15 protein-coding genes are annotated in these 17,906 nt (G+C 71.4%); 8 read left to right on the forward strand and 7 right to left on the reverse strand.

The annotated features are described in order from the left end of the window. The first annotated feature begins 29 nt into the window (after positions 1 to 29). Positions 30 to 935 (forward strand): FkbM family methyltransferase, encoded by a 906-nt coding sequence (locus ACFQUZ_RS30040; RefSeq protein WP_377448258.1) that lies wholly within the window; start codon positions 30 to 32, stop codon positions 933 to 935. A gap of 47 nt (positions 936 to 982) precedes the next feature. Here ACFQUZ_RS30040 and ACFQUZ_RS30045 read toward each other — a convergent pair whose 3' ends face one another. Beyond that, positions 983 to 2,110 (reverse strand): glycosyltransferase family 4 protein, encoded by a 1,128-nt coding sequence (locus ACFQUZ_RS30045; RefSeq protein WP_377448259.1) that lies wholly within the window; start codon positions 2,108 to 2,110, stop codon positions 983 to 985. A 110-nt stretch (positions 2,111 to 2,220) separates the two neighbouring features. On the opposite strand from ACFQUZ_RS30045, the gene ACFQUZ_RS30050 reads away from it, so the two are divergent. The 3 genes from ACFQUZ_RS30050 to ACFQUZ_RS30060 are packed head-to-tail and all read left to right on the forward strand — an operon-like array spanning position 2,221 to position 4,569. Next, a complete protein-coding gene (locus ACFQUZ_RS30050; RefSeq protein WP_377448261.1) occupies positions 2,221 to 2,826 on the forward strand; it encodes a DUF2243 domain-containing protein in 606 nt (201 codons plus the stop codon). Further along, positions 2,823 to 3,641 carry a cytochrome c oxidase assembly protein gene (locus ACFQUZ_RS30055; RefSeq protein ID WP_377448263.1) on the forward strand — a complete coding sequence of 273 codons (819 nt, stop codon included), beginning with the start codon at positions 2,823 to 2,825 and terminating at the stop codon, positions 3,639 to 3,641. The genes ACFQUZ_RS30050 and ACFQUZ_RS30055 overlap by 4 nt, the downstream gene beginning before the upstream one ends. Before the next feature lie 4 nt (positions 3,642 to 3,645). Continuing rightward, positions 3,646 to 4,569 carry an NAD(+)/NADH kinase gene (locus ACFQUZ_RS30060; protein WP_377448265.1) on the forward strand — a complete coding sequence of 308 codons (924 nt, stop codon included), beginning with the start codon at positions 3,646 to 3,648 and terminating at the stop codon, positions 4,567 to 4,569. 81 nt (positions 4,570 to 4,650) lie between these two features. On the opposite strand, the gene pgm is transcribed toward ACFQUZ_RS30060, so the two are convergent. Both pgm and glgC read right to left on the reverse strand, forming a co-directional pair. Beyond that, positions 4,651 to 6,297 (reverse strand): phosphoglucomutase (alpha-D-glucose-1,6-bisphosphate-dependent), encoded by a 1,647-nt coding sequence (gene pgm / locus ACFQUZ_RS30065; protein ID WP_377448267.1) that lies wholly within the window; start codon positions 6,295 to 6,297, stop codon positions 4,651 to 4,653. 71 nt (positions 6,298 to 6,368) lie between these two features. Beyond that, positions 6,369 to 7,601 carry a glucose-1-phosphate adenylyltransferase gene (gene glgC, locus ACFQUZ_RS30070; protein ID WP_377448269.1) on the reverse strand — a complete coding sequence of 411 codons (1,233 nt, stop codon included), beginning with the start codon at positions 7,599 to 7,601 and terminating at the stop codon, positions 6,369 to 6,371. A gap of 72 nt (positions 7,602 to 7,673) precedes the next feature. Between glgC and glgA the strand changes: the two genes are divergently transcribed. Further along, a complete protein-coding gene (glgA, locus tag ACFQUZ_RS30075; RefSeq protein WP_377448271.1) occupies positions 7,674 to 8,891 on the forward strand; it encodes a glycogen synthase in 1,218 nt (405 codons plus the stop codon). Positions 8,892 to 9,171: 280 nt separating this feature from the next. Here glgA and ACFQUZ_RS30080 read toward each other — a convergent pair whose 3' ends face one another. Both ACFQUZ_RS30080 and ACFQUZ_RS30085 read right to left on the reverse strand, forming a co-directional pair. Further along, the gene (locus ACFQUZ_RS30080; RefSeq protein ID WP_377448273.1) at positions 9,172 to 9,627 is read right to left on the reverse strand and encodes a type II toxin-antitoxin system VapC family toxin; all 456 of its coding nucleotides are present in this window, start codon (positions 9,625 to 9,627) and stop codon (positions 9,172 to 9,174) included. Then, positions 9,617 to 9,856 (reverse strand): AbrB/MazE/SpoVT family DNA-binding domain-containing protein, encoded by a 240-nt coding sequence (locus ACFQUZ_RS30085; RefSeq protein WP_377448275.1) that lies wholly within the window; start codon positions 9,854 to 9,856, stop codon positions 9,617 to 9,619. Before ACFQUZ_RS30085 ends, ACFQUZ_RS30080 begins: the two co-directional genes overlap by 11 nt. A 111-nt stretch (positions 9,857 to 9,967) precedes the next feature. On the opposite strand from ACFQUZ_RS30085, the gene ACFQUZ_RS30090 reads away from it, so the two are divergent. Beyond that, positions 9,968 to 12,088: an alpha-1,4-glucan--maltose-1-phosphate maltosyltransferase gene (locus tag ACFQUZ_RS30090; protein WP_377448276.1), complete on the forward strand. Its 2,121-nt coding sequence runs from the start codon at positions 9,968 to 9,970 to the stop codon at positions 12,086 to 12,088. Next, on the forward strand, positions 12,076 to 13,986 hold the full coding sequence (gene glgB / locus ACFQUZ_RS30095) for a 1,4-alpha-glucan branching protein GlgB (protein ID WP_377448278.1): 1,911 nt from the start codon (positions 12,076 to 12,078) through the stop codon (positions 13,984 to 13,986). The genes ACFQUZ_RS30090 and glgB overlap by 13 nt, the downstream gene beginning before the upstream one ends. Before the next feature lie 167 nt (positions 13,987 to 14,153). Here the strand turns inward: glgB and ACFQUZ_RS30100 are convergent, their stop codons facing one another. Continuing rightward, positions 14,154 to 15,197: an App1 family protein gene (locus ACFQUZ_RS30100; RefSeq protein ID WP_377448280.1), complete on the reverse strand. Its 1,044-nt coding sequence runs from the start codon at positions 15,195 to 15,197 to the stop codon at positions 14,154 to 14,156. Between the two features lie 153 nt (positions 15,198 to 15,350). Between ACFQUZ_RS30100 and ACFQUZ_RS30105 the strand changes: the two genes are divergently transcribed. Further along, positions 15,351 to 17,132 (forward strand): hypothetical protein, encoded by a 1,782-nt coding sequence (locus ACFQUZ_RS30105; RefSeq protein ID WP_377448282.1) that lies wholly within the window; start codon positions 15,351 to 15,353, stop codon positions 17,130 to 17,132. Here the strand turns inward: ACFQUZ_RS30105 and ACFQUZ_RS30110 are convergent. After that, complete coding sequence (locus ACFQUZ_RS30110; protein WP_377448284.1) at positions 17,071 to 17,769, reverse strand: hypothetical protein; 699 nt, start codon at positions 17,767 to 17,769, stop codon at positions 17,071 to 17,073. The genes ACFQUZ_RS30105 and ACFQUZ_RS30110 overlap by 62 nt on opposite strands. Positions 17,770 to 17,906 lie beyond the last annotated feature (137 nt).

Raw genomic sequence — 17,906 nt, forward strand, 5'->3', positions numbered from 1 at the left:
CCCTTCCTTCCCAATAGAGGAGATCGTGCGTGCGCGCGCTAACGAACACGGCGAAGGTCCTGACGTTCGTCTGGCAGCATCCCGCGAACCGGGGGGGCCGGCTGCGCGCTGTGGGCCGGGCGGCCACCTTCCAGCTTCGGGGACGACTCGGTCTGCCCACCGTCACCCGGATCGGCACCAGCGCGAGCCTGGTTGCCGAGCTCCACCAGCACGGGGCGTCCATAGTGGTCTATGCCAATCCGCCGGACTGGTGCGAGATGGTGGCGTGGCGTCGCCTACTCGGTCCGGGGGCGCTCTTCATCGACGTGGGGAGCAACGTCGGCGCGTACGCGTTATGGGCGGGAGAAACGGGCGCCCGGGTCATCGCCGTCGAACCGGATCCGGACGCCGCCGGACGACTCCGGCGGAACATCGCACTCAACACCATGGCGATCGAGGTTCTCGAGTGCGCACTGGCCGACCGCCCTGGTGAGCTGAGCCTCAGCGTCGGCCAGGACAGCATGAACCACCTCGTCCTGGAGGGAACCGAACCAAGTCGGACAGTGCCGGTACGGACACTCGACGAGGTGATCGGGGATCGCGATGTAGCCGGTGTGAAGGTCGATGTCGAGGGGGCAGAACGGCTGGTCCTGGAGGGCGCCCGGCACGCTCTGGCCGACCAGCGCATCCGGGTGCTGCAACTCGAATGGAACCAGCAGAGCGAGCGCACGCTCGGTGAGGACCGGGCACCAGTCGCGGATCTGCTTCGCGGGTACGGGTACCACCTGATGCGCCCGGACGAGGCTGGCCGGCTACACCCCACCGAGGCTGCCGGCTACGGCTCCGACATGTTCGCCGTCGCCGATCCCGCCATCGGTGAGTCCAGCGAGCGGGTAACCGTCGCCCACCAGCGGCAATCGCGGCAGGCGACAGCTCAGTCGTTCGACGGCTGCTGACCGCAGGACAGTGGCGCCGGGCCGGCCTGCGGCCACCCGACACACTGTCAGTCGAGAAGGATCTTCGGTCGTCCGGGAGCCTCCACACCGACGACCGACCGTAACCGGTCGGCAATGTCGGCTGCCGTGTCACGTGGCGGCAGGCGTGGTGCCGCACGCGGACCCAGCTCGTACTCCGAACGCATGGCCTCAGCCAGTCCCGCCGCGTCCGACACCGGGCACCGACGGCCGGTCTCCTCCCTACCGTGGTCGTCGGCCGCAGCCACCGCGTCGGAGGCGACCACCCTGGTGCCGAACCCGAGAGCCTCGTTGACCACCCAGCACCACGTCTCGCTGAGAGACGGGATGACCACGCAGTCGGCGGCGACATACACCGCGCCGAGTCGGCTCTGAGGCAGCGCACCGAGATAGTGGCAGTCGTCATGGCTGCTCGCGTAGTCGCGCACCAGTGGTTCGAGAGAACCAGAGCCGGTGATCATGAGTGCCGTCGAGTGCGGCGGCAGCGAGGCCCGTACCTGGTCGTACGCGTTGAGCAGGTCCGCCAGGCCCTTGATGGGCTCCAACCGGCCCACAAAGGCGAAGACGAAGCGCCCGGCGAGGTCGAGTTGCCGACGCAACGCCGGTGCGCCGTCGGCACCATCGGGTAGGCGGGCAAGGCTGTACGGGATGAGGTGGTGCCGCCGCTGCCCCAGCGTGGCCCACCAGGCGGCGTTCGATGTCCCGATGACCCAGATCTCCGGTTGACCCAGTATCGCCCGCAGATACCACCGCTTGGCGAGGCGGCGCAGCCGGCTACGGGCCAACTCGTCCCGAACGTTGCCGGTGACCCGCAGGAAGACAGGAGTCGCCCGAAGCCGGGCGATGAGGCTGGCGCCGATCCGCGGAAGGTCCCGGTAACCGTAGAGGCAGACCGCGGCCAGGTCACTCGACAGCAGCGCCCGCGCCAGCGCGACCCGGGCGCGGACGTCGCTCAGCACCTCGTACCGATGGGAGATCACCACGTCCCCCCAGCCACGATCATCCTGTGGTGCCGGCTCCAGGTAGAAGACGGTGAGATCCAGCCCGAACTCGTCCGCGAGTCGGTTGAAGGTGGGGGTGTGTTGGGGCGTCGGGCACTGCACGAGGAAAAGAATCATGACGTATGGCCGTTCGTCGGGGCAGGTCCACTGCTCCAACGAGCGATCCCTGCCGGCAGGCACGCGCCGGGCGCGGATCCGGACAGGTGTAACGGCTCCGCATAGGGGCAGTAGCACGGCGACCGAGCACCGGATCGCGGAGTGTGACCATGACAGACCAGAGGGTACGCCAGGAGCGTTCCGTCTCCGTCCGGCTGCCGGGGATCATCCTGGGGGTGGGCCTCGGTGGCTTCGTCGACGGGATCTTCCTGCACCAGGTGTTCCAGTGGCACCACATGCTCAGCTCGGCCGGCTCGGACAACATCGGACTGCGGCCGTATCCGACGGACACCGTGTACGGCCTGGAGATCAACACGTTGTGGGACGGGCTCTTCCACGTCGTGACGTGGGTCTGCGTGCTGGCCGGCCTGGCGCTGCTGTACGCCCGGGTCACCCACGCCCGGGGCCGGCTCGTCACATCCCCGGTGCTCTGGGGCTGGATCCTCGTCGGTTGGGGGTTGTTCAACCTCGTCGAGGGCATCATCGACCACCATCTGCTGGCGGTGCATCACGTCCGGCCCGGGCCCGACCAGCTCTGGTGGGACCTGGGCTTCCTGCTGCTGGGGGCGGTCCTCGTGGTAGTCGGCTGGCTGCTCGCGACCCGGTCCGCCAGGTCAGGGTTCGACCGGTCGGGCACCGGGTCGGGCTCCAACCGAAGGGGCACCCGGTCGGATGCCGGCCGGAGGGGCACCGATTCGGACGCCGGCCGGTCGTGACCGCCGGACACGACCATGCCGCCGGGGCCGGGGCAGCGCTGGGTCCGCTGCTCGCGCTGGTGGTGCTGGCCGCGTACCTGGAAATGGTGGCCGGGCAACGCCGACCCGGACGGCGCGGGTGGAGCCTGTGGCGGGCGGCGAGCTTCACGCTCGGCATGCTGCTGATCGTCGTGGCTCTCACCGACCCGGTGGCCAGCATCGGGACGGCCACCGGACACATGCTCCAGCACCTGCTGATCGGGATGCTGGCCCCGTTGGCGCTGGTGCTGGGCGCCCCGATGACCCTACTGCTGCGCTCGTCGGCGCCGGCGGGACGGCGGGTCATCGGCCGGCTGCTGCACAGCCGACCGGCGCGGGTGGTCGGCCATCCGGTCACCGCGCTGCTGCTCGGCACCGGTGGGCTCTACCTGCTCTACGTCACCCCGCTGTACGCGGCCACCACCCGGGACCCCGCGCTGCACACCCTGGTACACCTGCACTTCCTGGCGAGTGGCTACCTGTTCGCCTGGGTGGTGGCGGGGCCGGATCCGGCCCCGCGCCGGCCCGGCGTACCCGCCCGCCTGGTGGTGCTCGGCGTCTCGGTGGCCGCGCACGCGGTGCTGTCCCAGCTCATGTACGCCGGCGTGACGGCCGTTCCGGCGCAGCCGGCCGATCTGCGGGCCGCGGCGACGCTCATGTACTACGGCGGTGATCTCGCGGAGATCGCGCTGGCGGTGGCGCTGCTCGCCACCTGGCGACCGGGCCGGAGCGCCCGCGCGGTGCAGGCCCGGCAGCACGGGTTGGCTCCCGCCGCCGGCGCCGTCGTGCTGAGGTAGGGGCATGCGAAGCGTCGGTCTGGTGCTGCACCCCACGCGGGACGTCACCGAGGTGGCGTCGACCGTGCTGGACTGGGCGTGGCGGCAGCGGGTCGAGGTCCTGGTCGACCGGGCGGACGGGCACCGGTTGCCGCCCGGCACCACGGCGGTGGACCCGCGCCGGCTGGCGGAGGACTGCGAGGCGCTGGTCAGCATCGGCGGGGACGGCACCATGCTGGGGGCGCTGCGGCTGACCGTCGACCGGCCGAAGCCGGTGCTCGGGGTACACCTGGGGCGGCTCGGCTTCCTGGTCGAGGTGGATCCGCCCGACCTGCCGCGCGCCCTGGACCGGCTGGCCGCCCGGGACTTCACCATCGAGCCCCGGAGCTGCCTACGCTGTGTGGTGTGCGACGAGCGGGTGGTCGCCTTCAACGACATCGCGGTGACCCGGTATCCGGGCACCGGCCTGGTGGACGCCACGCTGGCCGTCGACGACCAGCAGTACGGCTACTACCGCTGCGACACGCTGGTGTTCAGCACCCCGGCCGGGTCGACGGCGTACAGCTACGCGGCCGGCGGTCCGCTGGTCTCCCCCGCCACCGAGGCGGTGGTGTTGACCCCGGCGGCGCCGATGGCCGGGATCAGCCGTTCGGTGGTGCTCTCCCCCACCGAGCGGATCCGGGTGGACCTGCGGCCCGGCAGCGGCACGGTGGCCGTGGAGATCGATGGGCACGTCGCCAAGGAGGTCGAGGGCGGTGGCGCGCTGGAGGTCCGGTTCCAGCGTGGTGCCGGCCAGGTGGTGCGCTTCGACCCGCGCCGCTACCGGCAGCGCAGCCAGCTCAAGCTGAGCCTGCTGGACCTGCCACTGCTGCCGGAGCAGTGGCGCGAACTGCTGCCCGACGAAATACGGCGGGAGGTGGACCACCGATACGGGAGGCTGTCCGAGTGAACGGTGCTGACCAGGGTCCCGCACGCTCAGGCGGACGCCACGGCCCGTGCTCGCCCCGCCACACCCCGGCTCCGGCTGCGCTCAGGCGCCCTTGAGGACCTCGCCGACAAGTGACCGGGCCTCCTCCTGGATCCGGGTCAGGTGCTCGGTGCCCCGGAACGACTCGGCGTAGATCTTGTAGACGTCCTCGGTGCCGGACGGCCGGGCGGCGAACCAGCCGGACTCGGTGGTCACCTTCAGCCCGCCGATGGCCGCGTCGTTGCCCGGCGCCCGGGTGAGCGTCGCCGTGATCGGCTCGCCGGCCAGCTCGGACGCCGTGACCTGCTCCGGCGACAGCTTGCCGAGCACCGCCTTTTCGTCCCGGCTGGCCGGGGCGTCGATCCGGGCGTACGCCGGGTCGCCGAACCGGCCGACCAGGTCGGCGTAGTGCTCGCTGGGGGTCCGGCCGGTCACCGCGATGATCTCGGAGGCGAGCAGGCAGAGCAGGATGCCGTCCTTGTCGGTGGTCCAGGTGCTGCCGTCGCGGCGCAGGAACGACGCGCCGGCGCTCTCCTCACCGCCGAAGCCGACGGACCCGTCGAGCAGCCCGGGCACGAACCACTTGAATCCGACGGGCACCTCCACGAGCCGGCGGCCAAGGTCGGCCGCCACCCGGTCGATCATCGACGACGAGACAAGCGTCTTGCCGATCCCCGCCTGCGGCGACCAGCCGTCCCGGTGGGCGAACAGGTACGAGATGGCCACCGCGAGGTAGTGGTTGGGATTCATCAGGCCGGCGTCCGGGGTGACGATGCCGTGCCGGTCGGCGTCGGCGTCGTTGCCGGTGGCCACCTGGAACCGGGACTTCTGCTCGATGAGCGATGCCATCGCGTTGGGCGACGAGCAGTCCATACGGATCTTGCCGTCGGTGTCCAGGGTCATGAACCGCCAGGTCGGGTCGACAAGCGGGTTGACCACGGTCAGGTCCAGCCGGTGCCGGTCGGCGATCTCGCCCCAGTAGGCGACGCTCGCGCCGCCCAGCGGGTCGGCGCCGATCCGTACCCCGGCGGAGCGGATGGCGTCGATGTCGAGTGCGGCCGGCAGGTCGTCGACGTAGCGGCCGAGGAAATCGTACGAGCCGGTGGTGTCGGCGGCCCGGGCCCGGGCGTACGGGACGCGCCGGACCTCGGCGAGGTCGGCGGCGATCAGCGCGTTGGCCCGGTCCTGGATCCACCGGGTGGCGTCGGTGTCGGCCGGGCCGCCGTTTGTCGGGTTGTACTTGTAGCCGCCGTCAGCGGGCGGGTTGTGCGACGGGGTGATCACCACGCCGTCGGCGAGCCCGGCGTCGCGGCCCCGGTTGTGGGTGAGGATGGCGTGCGACAGGGCCGGGGTCGGGGTGTAGCCGTCCCGGCTGTCCAGCAGCACGGTGACCCCGTTGGCGGCGAACACCTCGACGGCGCTGACCAGGGCCGGCTCGGAGAGCGCGTGGCTGTCCTTGGCCAGGAACAGCGGCCCGTCGACGCCGTGCGCCGCCCGGTAGTCGCAGACCGCCTGGGTGATGGCGAGGATGTGCCGCTCGTTGAAGGCCCCGTTCAGGCTCGATCCGCGGTGCCCGGAGGTCCCGAAGGAGACCTGCTGCGCCGGGTCGGCCGGGTCGGGTTGTTCGGCGTAGTACGCGGTGACCAGGCGGGGCACGTCGACGAGGTCGTTCGGCTGGGCGGGCTGACCGGCGCGGGGATGGGCCGACATGCGGGGTTACCTCCTCGTCTGGGCGCGGATGCGCAGGGTACCCCGCCGCCGGGCGGGTCATGCCTGACCGGCTACGGCTCGATCCGCTGGCCCTTGCCGATGACCACGATGCCGTTCTTGGACACGGTGTACCGCTCGCGGTCCTTCTCCAGGTCGACGCCGATCTCGGCGCCCTCCGGGACGGAGACGTTCTTGTCGAGGATGGCGTTGCGGACCACCGCGTGCCGGCCGATGTCGACGCCCTCCATCAGCACCGAACCCTCGACGTGCGCCCACGAGTGCACCCGCACGTTGGGCGACACCACCGAGTTCTCCACAAGCGATCCGGAGATCACCACGCCCGGGGAGACCATCGAGCCGACGGCCCGGCCGACCCGTTCCTGCCAGCCGTGCACGAACTTGGCCGGGGGCCACGGCGGGTAGTCGGTGTAGATGGGCCATTCGGTGTTGTAGAGGTTGAACACGGGGTGGATGGAGATCAGGTCCATGTGCGCGTCGTAGAACGAGTCGAGCGTCCCGACGTCGCGCCAGTAGCCCCGGTCGCGGTCGGTGCTGCCCGGCACGTCGTTGTCGCGGAAGTCGTAGACGGTGGCCTCGCCCCGTTCCACAAGCATCGGGATGATGCTGCCGCCCATGTCGTGCTTGCTGGTCTTGTCGTCGGCGTCCCGCTCGACCGCTTCGCAGAGCACCTTCGTGGAGAAGATGTAGTTGCCCATCGAGGCGTAGATCTCGTCCGGGGCGTCGGGCAGCCCGATCGCGTCGGTGGGCTTCTCCCGGAACGCCCGGATCTGCTGCGGGTCGGCTCCCATCTCGATGACGCCGAACTGGTCGGCCTGGTTGAGCGGCTGGCGGATGCCGGCGACGGTGACGCCGGCGCCGGTGTCGATGTGGTGTTGCAGCATCTGCCGGGGGTCCATCCGGTAGATGTGGTCGGCTCCGAAGACGATCACGTAGTCGGGCTGCTCGTCGTTGATCAGGTTGAAGCTCTGGTAGATCGCGTCGGCCGATCCGGCGAACCACCACGGGCCGCGCCGCTGCTGGGCCGGCACCGGGGCGACGTAGTTGCCGAGCAGGTTGGACATCCGCCAGGTCTTGGTGACGTGCCGGTCGAGGGAGTGGGATTTGTACTGGGTGAGTACGACGATCTTGAGGAAGCCGGCGTTCGCCAGATTCGACAGCACGAAATCGATCATGCGGTACATGCCGCCGAACGGGACGGCCGGCTTCGCGCGATCGGCGGTGAGGGGCATCAATCGCTTCCCCTCCCCGCCGGCGAGGACGATCGCGAGAACCTTGGGAGCCATGTACCGACGCTAACCACCCCGCCGCAGGTTCACCACTCGTACGGGCAACCAGTTACGGCTAGGCTCCGCGAGGTGACCGACTCCACCGCCCCGGCCAGCAGTCTCCGCGTCGACCTGCTCACCCGGGAATACCCGCCCGAGGTGTACGGCGGCGCCGGGGTGCACGTCGAGTACCTGGCCCGTGAGCTGCGCGGGCTGGCCGACGTCCGGGTGCACTGCTTCGGCGGCGCCCGCACCGAGCCGGGCGTCACCGCGTACGCCGAACTGGCGGGGCTGGCCGGGGCGAACGCCGCGCTGCGGACCATGGGCATCGACCTGGCGATGGCCGCCGGCTGTGCCGGCACCGACGTGGTGCACAGCCACACCTGGTACGCGAACCTGGCCGGCCACACCGCGAAGCTGCTGCACGGGGTGCCGCACGTGGTGACCACGCACAGCCTGGAGCCGCTGCGCCCGTGGAAGGCCGAGCAGCTCGGCGGCGGCTACGCCCTCTCGTCCTGGTGCGAGCGGACGGCGTTGGAGGCCGCCGACGCGGTGATCGCGGTCAGCGAGGGGATGCGCCGGGACGTGCTGGCCGCGTACCCGGGGGTGGATCCCGGGCGGATCCGGGTGGTGCACAACGGGATCGACACCCGGCAGTACGCCCCGGATCGGGGCACCGACGTGCTGACCCGGCTGGGCATCGACCCGGACCGGCCGTCGGTCACCTACGTGGGCCGGATCACCCGGCAGAAGGGCCTGCCCTACCTGCTGCGCGCGGCCCGGTCGCTGCCGCCGGACACCCAACTCGTGCTGCTCGCCGGCGCCCCGGACACGCCGGAGATCGCGGCCGAGGTGGCGGGTCTGGTCGGCGAGCTGCGGGCCGGCCGTACCGGGGTGGTGTGGGTGCCGGAGATGCTGCCGAAGCCGGAGGTCATCCAGATCCTGACGCACAGCACGGTGTTCGTCTGCCCGTCGGTCTACGAGCCGATGGGGATCGTCAACCTGGAGGCGATGGCCTGCGAGACGGCGGTGGTGGCGACCGCCACCGGCGGCATCCCCGAGGTGGTGGCCGACGGTCAGACCGGCCTGCTGGTGCCGATCGAGCAGGCCGCCGACGGCACCGGCACGCCGCTGGAGCCGGAGAAGTTCGTCGCCGACCTCGCGGCCGCCCTCGGCGAACTGCTGGCCGACCCGGACCGCACCGCCGAGCTGGGCCGGGCCGGCCGGCGGCGGGCCGTGGAGCACTTCTCCTGGGACGCCATCGCCGAACGCACCATGGACGTCTACCGCGCCACGCTGCGCGCCTGACCGGTTCCTCGCGGCGATATCGGTAGGATCAAAGTATGACCGTCAAGCTAGCATCAGCGTGCCGGATGACGTCGCCGCGTACCTCCAGGGACAGGACAACGCCTCGGCCGCGGTGACCGACGCCGTGCGCCGTGTCTCACGGTGTCGTGCAAATCGTCGACCGCGGTGCGCTACGGGACAACCATGGCTTCGTCTCGCACACCACGATGAATACCGTCGAGGACGCCCTCCGGGAATTCGTCGAGCTGCCTTGATGCGGCCGCCAAGCGTCCGCCAGCGCTCAGTCGTCCGGCGTGATCAACGCCAGCCTCGGGAAGTACGTCCGGTACCGGGCAGCGTCGCGGGTCAGCAACCGATAGCCGCAGACCGCGGCGTGCGCCCCGATATAGAAGTGGGCGATCGGCGAACGCTTGGCGCCGCCCCGCGCGCGATAGTTCAGGTACGCCTTACCGGCGAGGAAGCCGGCCGGATAGGGCAGTTCCTCGCGAAGGAAGTCCACGGCGGGAAGGACCTCGTCGAGTTCCTCCACGGTGGCGAACCGCACCGACGCCTCGGCGTAGATGATCGGGTTGATGACCAGTACACCTGCGTCCCGAGCCGCGGCGAGAGCGTCGGCCGACCAGTCGGCCCACTTGGGGTCGTCGACCAAAACGTCAAGGAGCACATTGGTGTCGACGAGCGTGGGGACAACGTCGTCGGTCCGGGCGGCCACCGGGCGGAGCCGTTCACTCGCCACGCAGCAACTCCATCAGCTCATCCGTGGACATTCCTTGCGTCTCCTTGGCGCCACCGCGGCCACGCATATGGCGCACCAGACGCTGACCTCTGCTCTCAGCTCCAGTCACCCGGACGATCCGCAGCGCCCCACCGTCTTCGACGACGTCGACCTCGTCCCCCTCGTGCAATCCGTACCGGGCGCGCAGCGCGGCCGGGATGGTTACCTGACCCTTGCTGTTCAACCTCATCACACGATCCCTCCTACGTAATACAGATGATACGTGTCGCAGTGGCCCCCCGTGCCGGGCGCACCGGTGCCACCCGAGCGAAGAGCGATCTCGGACAGTAGGTTGGCAGGCGTGACTGGACGGTTTCCCATCGAAGACGTCTCCCCCTCGGTGGACGGCGGCCGGTACCCCGCGAAGGCCGTCGTCGGGGAACTCGTACCGGTGTCCGCCCTGTCCTACCGGGAGGGGCACCACGCGCTCGGCTGCACGGTGACCTGGAGCGGACCGGACGCAGTGCCCCGACCGCCCGTCCGGATGCGACCCGGTGAGCCCGGCCTGGACCGGTGGCACGCCACCATCCGGCCGGACGCCGTGGGCTCCTGGAGCTTCGCCGTCGAGGCGTTCGACGACCCGTACCTGACCTGGCGGGACGCCGTCACCAAGAAGATCGCCGCCGGCCAGGGCGCGGAGGATCTCGCCAACGACCTGGCCGAGGGCGCCGCGGTGCTGGAGGAGGCGCGGCCCGGCGTACCCAAGAAGGAGCGCAACCGGGTCAGGGCCGCGGCCACCGCGTTGCGCGACCCCGCGCGGACGCCGGCCGAGCGGGTCGCCCCGGCCCTGGACCTGGCCGAGCTGCTCTGGGAGCATCCGGTCCGCCGGATGGTCACCCGGTCCGAGCCGTACGAGCTGTGGGTGGACCGGCCCCGGGCGCTGTTCTCCGCGTGGTACGAGTTCTTCCCGCGGTCCGAGGGCGCGGTGCCGGCCACCGTCGACGCGCCCGCCCGTTCCGGCACCTTCGCGACCGCGACCGACCGGCTGCCGGCGGTGGCCGCGATGGGCTTCGACGTGCTCTACCTGCCGCCGATCCACCCGATCGGCCGGGTCAACCGCAAGGGCCCCAACAACACGCTTGTCGCCGGCCCGGACGACGTCGGCTCGCCGTGGGCCATCGGGGCGGCCGAGGGCGGCCACGACGCCATCCACCCGGATCTGGGTACGCCGGAGGACTTCCGCGCGTTCGTCGCCGCCGCCGCCGACGTCGGCCTGGAGGTGGCGATGGACCTGGCGTTGCAGTGCGCGCCGGACCATCCGTGGGTCACCGAGCACCCGGAGTGGTTCACCATCCGGGCGGACGGCTCGGTGGCGTACGCGGAGAACCCGCCGAAGAAGTACCAGGACATCTATCCGTTGAACTTCGACACCGATCCGGAGGGGATCCGGGCCGAGGTGCTGCGCGTGGTGCTGCACTGGGTGGGCCAGGGCATCAAGATCTTCCGGGTGGACAACCCGCACACCAAGCCGTTCGACTTCTGGCACTGGTTGATCGGCGAGGTGAAGCGGGTAGACCCGGACGTGCTGTTCCTTGCCGAGGCGTTCACCCGACCGGCGATCATGCACGGCCTCGGCAAGATCGGATTCACCCAGTCATACACGTACTTCACGTGGCGTACCAGCGCCCAGGAGATGCGCGAGTACTGCACTGAACTGGTCGCCGCGGCCGACTACATGCGGCCCAACTTCTGGCCGAACACGCCGGACATCCTGCACGAGTCGTTGCAGCACGGCGGGCCGCCGATGTTCAAGATCCGGGCGGTGCTGGCCAGCATGCTCACCCCGTCCTGGGGCCTGTACGCCGGCTACGAACTGTTCGAGCACGTGGCCCGGCCGGGCGCCGAGGAATATCTCGACAACGAGAAGTACGAGTTGAGGCCCCGGGACTGGGCGACCGCCGAGGCGGAGGGCCGCTCGCTGGCCCCGTTCCTGACCAGGCTGAACGCCATCCGCAACGCCAACCCGGCCCTGCGCTGGCTGCGCAACCTGCGGTTCCACGAGATCGACAACTCGGCGTTGCTGTGCTGGTCGAAGCGCGACCCGGACACCGGCAACACGGTGCTGGTCATCTGCTCGTTCGATTCGCAGCACGTCCAGTGGGGCAACACGACGCTGGACATGCCGGCGCTGGGCTTCGACTGGCACGAGCGGTTCACCGTCACCGACGAGCTGACCGGGGTGAGCTACGACTGGGGCCAGCGCAACGCGGTCCGGCTCGACCCGTACCTCTATCCGGCGCACGTCTTCGTGGTCCGACCGCACGGGACGCAGCTTCCCGCCTCCACCGGCTTCCCGGTGGCCGCGGCGGAAGGCCCCGGCGCCACCGCCGCCGGCACCGGACGGACCGCCGCCCGGCGGTCGGACACCGGACGGACCACCATGCCGACGCCCCGAGCCGAGGGGAACCGATGGACGAGTTGATCACAGATGTTTCGCGGGACCCGGACCGCTTCCCGCCCAGTCTGGGTGACCTCGACCTGCACCTGATCTCCGAGGGCCGACACGAGCGGCTCTGGGAGGTTCTCGGCGCCCGGGTCCGGACGATCGGCGACACGGCGGGTGTCTCGTTCGCGGTGTGGGCGCCGAACGCGCGGGAGGTCCGGGTGGTCGGTGACTTCACCGGCTGGGGTCCGCACGACGGTTGGCCGATGCGGTCGCTCGGCGGCAGCGGCGTCTGGGAGGTCTTCGTCCCCGCGGCGGCGGCCGGTCACCGGTACAAGTTCCGCCTGCTGGGGCCGGACGGGGCGTGGCGGGAGAAGGCCGACCCGCTCGCCCGGTGCACCGAGACACCGCCGGCCACCGCGTCGGTGGTGCACTCCTCGCGGTACGAGTGGTCGGACGGCGAGTGGATGGCCCGGCGCGGCCGGCGGCCGGTACACGAGGCGCCGATGAGCGTGTACGAGGTGCACCTGGGTTCCTGGCGACCCGGCCTGTCCTACCGGGAACTGGCGGATCAGCTCACCGAGTACGTGGTGGACATGGGCTTCACCCATGTCGAGTTCCTGCCGGTGATGGAGCATCCGTACGGCGGTTCGTGGGGTTACCAGGTCACCGGGTACTACGCGCCGACCGCGCGGTTCGGGGATCCGGACGATTTCCGGCACCTGGTGGACCGGCTGCACGCCGCCGGCGTCGGGGTGCTGCTGGACTGGGTGCCGGCGCACTTCCCCCGCGACGCGTGGGCCCTCGCCCGGTTCGACGGAACCCCGCTGTACGAGCATCCCGACCCGCGCCGTGGCGAGCACCCTGACTGGGGGACGCTGGTCTTCGACTTCGATCGCCGGGAGGTGCGCAACTTCCTGGTCGCCAACGCGCTCTACTGGTGCGACGAGTTCCACGTCGACGGGCTGCGGGTCGACGCGGTGGCCTCCATGCTCTACCTGGACTACTCCCGCGACGCGGGCCAGTGGGCGCCCAACCAGCACGGCGGGCGGGAGAACCTGGAGGCCCTCGCCCTGCTCCAGGAGGTCAACGCCACCGTCTACCGGCACCACCCGGGCGTGGTGATGGTGGCCGAGGAGTCGACCGCGTGGCCGGGGGTGACCCGGTCGACGGACGCGGGCGGGCTGGGCTTCGGCTTCAAGTGGAACATGGGCTGGATGCACGACACGCTGAGTTACCTGTCGAAGGAGCCGATCCACCGCCAGTACCACCACCACCAGCTCACCTTCTCCCTGGCGTACGCGTGGAGCGAGAACTACCTGCTGCCGATCAGCCACGACGAGGTGGTGCACGGCAAGGGTTCGCTGGTCGGGAAGATGCCGGGTGACACCTGGCAGAAGCTTGCCAATACCCGGGCCCTGCTCGCGTTCATGTGGGCCCATCCGGGCAAGCAGTTGCTGTTCATGGGTTGCGAGCTGGCCGACGAGCGGGAGTGGAGCGAGAGCCGCGGGCTGGACTGGTATCTCCCCCACGACCCGGCGCGGGCCGGCGTGCAGCGGCTGGTGCGGGACCTGAACCGGACCTACCGGGGCTGCCCGGCGCTGTGGTCGCAGGACACCTCCCCCGCCGGCTTCCGGTGGATCGTGCCGGACGACCAGGCGAAGAACGTGGCGGCGTTCGTCCGGATCGCGCTGGACGGCTCGCCGCTGGTCTGCGTGCTGAACTTCTCCGCCGTCCCGCACGATGACTACCGGATCGGCCTGCCGCTCGGCGGCCGGTGGACCGAGGTGCTGAACACCGACGCCGGCGGGTACGGCGGATCCGGCGTGGGCAACCTCGGCGCGGTGCGGGCGGAGAGCATCCCGTGGAACGGCCTGCCCGCCTCCGCGGCCCTACGCCTACCCCCCCTGGCCGCCCTCTGGCTCCGCCCAGCCTGAACCCCACCCCGGCCACCCTCCCCCGCTTCCCCTCCCCCGCTCCCCCTCCGCCCTGCCTCGTTGATCAAGAGGTTTGGGGCGCTGGGAATGCTCCCAAACCCCGCCAACCTCTTGATCGACAGACGACAGGGGACGGGACCGGTGGGGGGTGCGGGTGGGTGGACGGGTTAGACCAGGTCGGCGCGGTGTAGGAGCTTGTAGAGGCCGGCGCCGTCCGGCGCGGAGAGCCACCGCTGGCCGTCCGGTCCGGTGTCCGACGGGTCGCCGGACGGCGCGGGAAAGGCGCCGGCCAGCACCGCCTGGGTGGGTGAGAGTCGCCGGATCGCCACGCCGGCCACGCTTGTCGGGTGCGCCGCCGCGAACTCGGCGTAGATCTCCTGGTCGTGCTGGCCGTCGTCGCCGATCAGCAGCCACCGCACGTCGGGGAACTCCCGGGCCAGCCGGGCCAGGGTGGCCCGCTTGTGTTCCTGACCGCTGCGGAACCACCGGTCGTGGGTCGGTCCCCAATCGGTGAGCAGCAGCGGACCCGCCGGGTACAGGTGCCGGGACAGGAAGCGGGTGAGCGCGGGGGCGACGTTCCAGGCACCGGTCGACAGGTAGAAGACGGGGGCGCCGGGGTGGGCGGCGACCAGCCGCTCGTACAGCACCGCCATCCCCGGTACGGCGGCCCGGGCGTGCTCGTCGAGGACGAACGTGTTCCAGGCGGCGAGCAGCGGCCGGGGCAGCGCGGTGACCATCACCGTGTCGTCGATGTCGGAGATGATGCCGAACCGGACGGCGGGGTCGAGAATGCGCACCGGCGCGTCGACCGGGTCGGCGTCGGCGCAGCTCACCCGCACCGCTCCCCAGCCGGGGGTGAGGTCGGCGTCGACCGTGATGTCGATGAAGCCGCTGCGGTCGGTCCGGGCCTCGTGCCGCCGACCACCGGCCTCGATCACCACCGGCGTGTGCTTGGCCGGCAGCGTGGTGAAGCTGCGCCAGCCGCGGACCTTCTCCGGGCGCCGGGTGGATCGGGCGTCGTGGCGGCTCAGCAGCACCCGCGCCATCACCCGGGTCCAGCCCGGTGCCCCGTACCCGGTGTAGGCGACGATCGCCGGCCGCCAACCCCGCCGTCGCAGGCGGCGCTCGACCACCTGGTGGATCGCGTCCTCGATCCGCGCGGCGCGATGCAGGGGTCTCGCCACTGCCTGGCCTACGGGAATGAGCGACACGCTGCCACCTTGCCACACCCCGCCGGGGCCGGCACGTCGCGGTGATCAGCACCGCCGTGGTTGGGGTTGTTCGCGAAAAAGATCCGGTTCGTACGCTGAAATGAGACGCTTTCGGATGGATGACGTGGGCGGGAACACGGGGGTGTGGCACGGGTGCTGAGCAGGTCGACCACCGGGCCCGGCCGCGGTCGCCGCCGCGGTCGCCCAGCTCCGGGCCGGCGGTGGATCGACCGGCCGGCCGCGGTGGCCGTCGTCCTCGGCGTGGCCGGCTTCGGCTACCGGCTGGTCCTGCTGCTGGCTACCGTGCCGGGATCGAACAGCGACGAGGCGACGTTCGGCCTGGTCGCCATGCACATCGCCGAGGGGCGGCACTTTCCGATCTTCCTGTACGGGCAGCGCTACATGGGCACTGTCGAGTCCTACCTGGCGGCGCCGCTGTTCGCGGTCGCCGGCGCGGGTTGGGTCACCCTCCGGCTGCCGCTGCTCGTACTGTGGGCGGCCTTCGTGGTCCTGACGTACCGCCTCACCCGGCGGGCCTTCTCCCCCTGGCTGGCCACGTTCACCGTCGGTCTGCTCGCCCTCGGTTCCGAGCGGGTGATCCGGGACCAGTTGACGGCCGTCGGCGGCCGCCCCGAGGTCAAGCCGGCGATCATCCTGCTGCTGCTCGCCGCGCTGGGGCTGGGCGAGCGCCGGATCCGGCACCGATCGTTGACGTACGCCGTCTTCGGACTGGTCACCGGGCTGGTGTTGTGGGACGACTGGCTGGCCGTTCCGTACCTCACGGTCGCGGTGCTGGCGCTGCTGGTGGCGGCCGGGCGGGAGGTGGTCGGCCGGGCCGGTGTCCTGCTGACCGGTGGGTTCCTGGTCGGCCTGCTGCCGCTGCTCGCGGACAACCTGCGTGCCCCGCCGGGCCACGACTCCTGGTCGGTGTTCCGGGAACTGAGCAACGGCGTGAGCGCGCCCGCCACCCTCGGCCAGCGGCTGCACGGCACCGTCGAGGTCGGCATCCCGCTGGCCACCGGCCTCTGCCCGCCGGACCGCTGCGTGCCGACCCAGGTCTGGTGGGGGCTGGCGTACCCGGTGCTGCTCGGCGCGGCCACCGTGCTCGCGCTTGTCGACCTGCGCCGGTCCCGGACCGGCAGGGTGGTGACCGCGGTGCGGCTCGCGCTTGTCTGCGGGGCGGCGCTGACCCTTGTCGGATACGTCCGTAACGACCTGGCCGGCACCGCCCCGGTGGCGACCGCCCGCTACCTGTCGATGCTGCAGATCTCGCTTCCGGTGGTGTTGTGGCCGCTCTGGCGGGCCACCGCCCGGCTGGCCCCGATCGACCTTCCCGGGCAACGACCGGACCGGGCTGCCGGACCGCGCGCCGGACCGCGCGCGGCTGGCGCACGCGAGGCCGGCGCACGCGGGCCCGGCGCACGCGGGGCCGGCCAAGGCGGGACCGGCCAGGACGGGACCGGCACGCGGTCGGCGCGGCCACGGTTCGGTGCCTTGCTCGCCGGACTACCGGCCGCCGCGCTCGCCGCACTTGTCGTGGGCATGCTGTGGGGCAGCGTCGACCTAGTGCGCCGGGCCGACCCCATGCGGGCCGAGGAAGGCGAGGCCAGGGCGCTCGCGGCGGCCATCGATCGGGCCGGGATCCGACACGTCTACGCCGAATACTGGACCTGCAACCGGCTCGTCTTCAACACCCGGGAACGGGTGGTCTGCGCGGTCCTCGGGCCCGACCTGCGGCCGGGCCAGGACCGCTACGGGGCCTACCGCGCCCGGGTCGCGGCCGCGGCGGATCCGGCGTACGTGTTCGTCGCGGACGGGCCGGCCGACCGGGCGTTCCGCGACCGGCTGCGGCGGCGACAGACAATCCCCGCGGTCAGCGCGATCGGTTCCTACCGGATCTATCGGCCGACCGCCGGCGTCCGTCCGTGGCGGTAGGCCGTTCCGCCCACTCGTCGGCGGGCTGCGATCGGCGGTTCACGTCGTGCGAGAAGACCACGGGGGCGACCGGCCGGCTGCTCGCCGCCCGCCGCGCCGGTTGGTCGTCCACCGGACCTGACCAGTTCGGGGTGCTTGCCGCCAGCGAGGCGTCCACGGGAATCGGATCGGGCGGGACGCTCGGGATTGTCGGGACAGCCGAGCCGTTCGATGCCTCCGGCCGATGTTCGCCGGTGGCGACCAGCAGTTCGTACGCCCGCTCAACCGGCAGCACCCCGGTCGCGATGGCCAGCTTCAGCGGGACGGAAGCCCGACCGACGGTCGTCGGCAGGTCCAGTACCTCCGGCGGCACCCGCCGCTCCGCGAGGTAGGCGGCCGCGGCCGGCGGCACATCCGACCACGCCCGCACCGCATCGGCCGTGCTGAAGCCGTACGCCGACCAGCGGTCCGCCTCGTCGGTCACCCGCTGCGCCACGTGCCTGGGGACCTCCGCACGCCCTCCGAGATCGTCACTGAGCAACGCACGGGCGAGCGGCGCCAGCGACGCGACCGGCACCCACCGTGGCTCGGGACCGCCCGCCGCCGACTCGGACCGGCGCCGGCGTCCCGGCTGGTCGGAACCACGCTGAACAGGCATACCAGTATCCAAGCATGATCCGCCGCGCCGGTCCTGGCCAGGGGTGAGACCGCCGTCGCGTAGGTTGGGTCGCATGCGTGTCGTTATCGCCGGAGGCCACGGGAAGATCGCCCTACGGCTGACCGCCCTGCTCGCCG

Origin of the sequence: Plantactinospora sp. GCM10030261 (genome assembly GCF_042666615.1) — a bacterium.
Lineage (GTDB): Bacteria > Actinomycetota > Actinomycetes > Mycobacteriales > Micromonosporaceae > KBS50.

Excerpts from the sequence above, each read along its gene's own strand:
- glgC (WP_377448269.1), bottom strand. The coding sequence starts at position 7,601 with ATGGCTCCCAAGGTTCTCGCGATCGTCCTCGCCGGCGGGGAGGGGAAG.
- ACFQUZ_RS30060 (WP_377448265.1), top strand. The coding sequence starts at position 3,646 with ATGCGAAGCGTCGGTCTGGTGCTGCACCCCACGCGGGACGTCACCGAG.
- glgB (WP_377448278.1), top strand. The coding sequence starts at position 12,076 with ATGGACGAGTTGATCACAGATGTTTCGCGGGACCCGGACCGCTTCCCG.
- ACFQUZ_RS30110 (WP_377448284.1), bottom strand. The coding sequence starts at position 17,769 with ATGCCTGTTCAGCGTGGTTCCGACCAGCCGGGACGCCGGCGCCGGTCC.
- ACFQUZ_RS30085 (WP_377448275.1), bottom strand. The coding sequence starts at position 9,856 with ATGAGGTTGAACAGCAAGGGTCAGGTAACCATCCCGGCCGCGCTGCGC.
- ACFQUZ_RS30050 (WP_377448261.1), top strand. The coding sequence starts at position 2,221 with ATGACAGACCAGAGGGTACGCCAGGAGCGTTCCGTCTCCGTCCGGCTG.
- pgm (WP_377448267.1), bottom strand. The coding sequence starts at position 6,297 with ATGTCGGCCCATCCCCGCGCCGGTCAGCCCGCCCAGCCGAACGACCTC.